Here is a 2,202-nt window from a genome sequence, read left to right as displayed (position 1 = left end):
CCACCCAGAACAGCAGCAGCCACAGCACCGTCCAGGGCAGGTTGACCCAGTGCGACGGCCGGCCGCGCCAGAGCTCCCGCTCTTCCGCCATGGCCCGCCCCGCCGCCTACAGCTCTTTGCCCAGCATGCGGTCGGCCGAGTACGGTCCGCCGCCGCGCAGCGCGATGGCCAGCATGACCAGGCCCCACATCAGCGGGTACTCGTAGCCCGGGCCGGTCCAGCCGAACTTGGGCCAGTAGGCCCAGACGATCACCATCATCTCGATGAAGATGGCCGCGGCGAAGAAGCGCGTGAAGAGTCCCAGCGCCACGCACAGGCCGCCCAGCGTCTCGAGGGTGATCAGCACGATCGCCAGCGGCTCGGCCGGCTCGATGCCGCGCTTGGCGAGCGCGCCGGCGGCGGTCGGTCCGATGCCCGCCATGAGCTTGGGCCAGCCGTGCGGGATGATCATCAGGCCGGCGGTGAGGCGCACCAGCAGCCAGGAGATCGGCTCGGCCCAGTTGTAGAAGCCCCTCAGCCCGGGGAACAGAAGCCTCGTCTGCGTATTGTTCATTGCTCCTCCCTTAGGTAGTTGTCGAACCGATCCCGCGCGCCATCAGGGCCGCGCACAGCAGGATCACCACGACTCCGGCAAGCTCCAGATGCACGATGCGGCGCAGCGCCGGCAGCCGCGCCGCGTCCGGCGGCGAGCGCCGCCAGGAAAGAAAGACGACCGTGGGATAGATCGAGGCGAGCGCCACCAGCACGAACACTGACAGCTTCACCAGGAAGGCCGTGTTGTGGAAGTAGTAGTCCGCGCCCTTCTCGAAGTAGAACACCCGCAGCAGGCCGACCACCAGGAGCAGGCTCGCCGCGATGCCGAGCGCCATGTCGGCGCGCTGCAGCCGGCGCACGGTCTGCGGCGTGAACTCGCTCCGCAGCAGCGCCAGCTCCACCGCCAGCGCCGCGACCAGCGCGAACGCCGCCGCGTGGTGCAGAAAGGCGAACAACCAGGCCATGCCGCCTCGCTCCCTCCTCGGGGCGATAACTTACACCAAAGGCGGCAGCGCGATGGGGCGGACGGATTCGAATGCCCGCGCGGCGCGCAGCACCAGCGCGTCGGCGTAGCGCGGGCCGACGAGGTGCAGCCCGACCGGCAGGCCGGCCCGGGTGAAGCCGCAGGGAATCGAGGCCGCCGGCTGTCCGGTGAGGTTGAACGGATAGGTGAAAGGCGTCCAGTCGGTCCAGCGCTTGTTGCCTTCCGGATACTCGCGGCCGACGCCGAAGGCCGGCACGGCAAGCGTCGGCGTAACCAGCAGGTCGTAGTCGCGGTGGAACAGGTTCATGTGCGTGCCGAGCGCGCCGCGCTTCATCTGCGCGTCGAGGATCTCGGCCGCGCTGACTTTCTCGCCCTGCGCGGCGACTTCCAGCAGCCCAGGATCCACGAGATCCTTCTGCTTGATCGCTCTCATCAAGGCCGCTGCCCCGGAAAACCAGTGGGCGCGGAAGATCGGCTCGGGGTTCTCGAAGCCCGGATGCTTTTCCTCGACCTTGGCGCCAAGATCAATAAAAGTCTTTACGGCATTCTCGACGATGGCCTCTACTTCGCCATCCACCCTGGCGTACCCGAGGTCCGAGGAGAAAGCGATGCGCAGGTCCCGCACGCCGGCGTTCAGGCCGGCGCGGTAATCGCGCGGCTCGTAGGGCAGGGCGTGCCAGTCGCGGGCATCGGGTTGCGAAAGCACGGTGAGCAGGAGCGCCGCATCGGCGACGTCGCGCGCGATCGGTCCCACGTGCGCCACGGTGCCGAAGGGCGACAGCGGCCAGGCGGGCACGCGGCCGAAGGACGGCTTGATGCCGAACAGGCCCGTGAACGAGCAGGGAATGCGGATCGAGCCGCCGCCGTCGGTGCCCACCGCGAGCGGTCCCATGCCGGCGGCGACTGCCGCGGCCGCGCCGCCCGAGGAGCCGCCGGGCGTCTTCTCCGGGTTCCAGGGGTTGCGCGTGATGCCGGTGAGCGCGCTGTCGGTCACGCCTTTCCAGCCGAACTCCGGCGTGGTGGTCTTGCCGATGAGCAGCGCCCCCTGCTCGCGCAGCCGGGCCGTGGCCGGGGCGTCGTCGTGCCACGGGCCCTTAGGGTCCACGGCCTTGGAGCCGCGCAGCGTCGGCCAGCCCTTGGTGAGCAGCAGGTCCTTGATCGATACCGGCACGCCGTCGAGGAGC

The 2,202-nt window shown here is 69.5% G+C and carries 3 protein-coding genes; all 3 read right to left on the bottom strand.

The features are described 5' to 3' along the window. Positions 1–106 precede the first annotated feature (106 nt). Positions 107–553, bottom strand: coding sequence for a DoxX family protein (locus tag VFM98_RS03465; RefSeq protein ID WP_325108509.1), 447 nt, complete (start codon positions 551–553; stop codon positions 107–109). A 10-nt stretch (positions 554–563) separates the two neighbouring features. Next, the gene (locus VFM98_RS03460) at positions 564–998 is read right to left on the bottom strand and encodes a DUF2214 family protein (RefSeq protein WP_325108508.1); all 435 of its coding nucleotides are present in this window, start codon (positions 996–998) and stop codon (positions 564–566) included. Positions 999–1,028: 30 nt separating this feature from the next. After that, a partial coding sequence (locus VFM98_RS03455) for an amidase (protein WP_325108507.1) occupies positions 1,029–2,202 on the bottom strand: 1,174 nt, incomplete at its 5' end.

Origin of the sequence: Ramlibacter sp. (genome assembly GCF_035706265.1) — a bacterium.
Classification (GTDB): domain Bacteria; phylum Pseudomonadota; class Gammaproteobacteria; order Burkholderiales; family Burkholderiaceae_C; genus Ramlibacter.
This window is presented reverse-complemented; position numbering and strand designations above follow the sequence as displayed.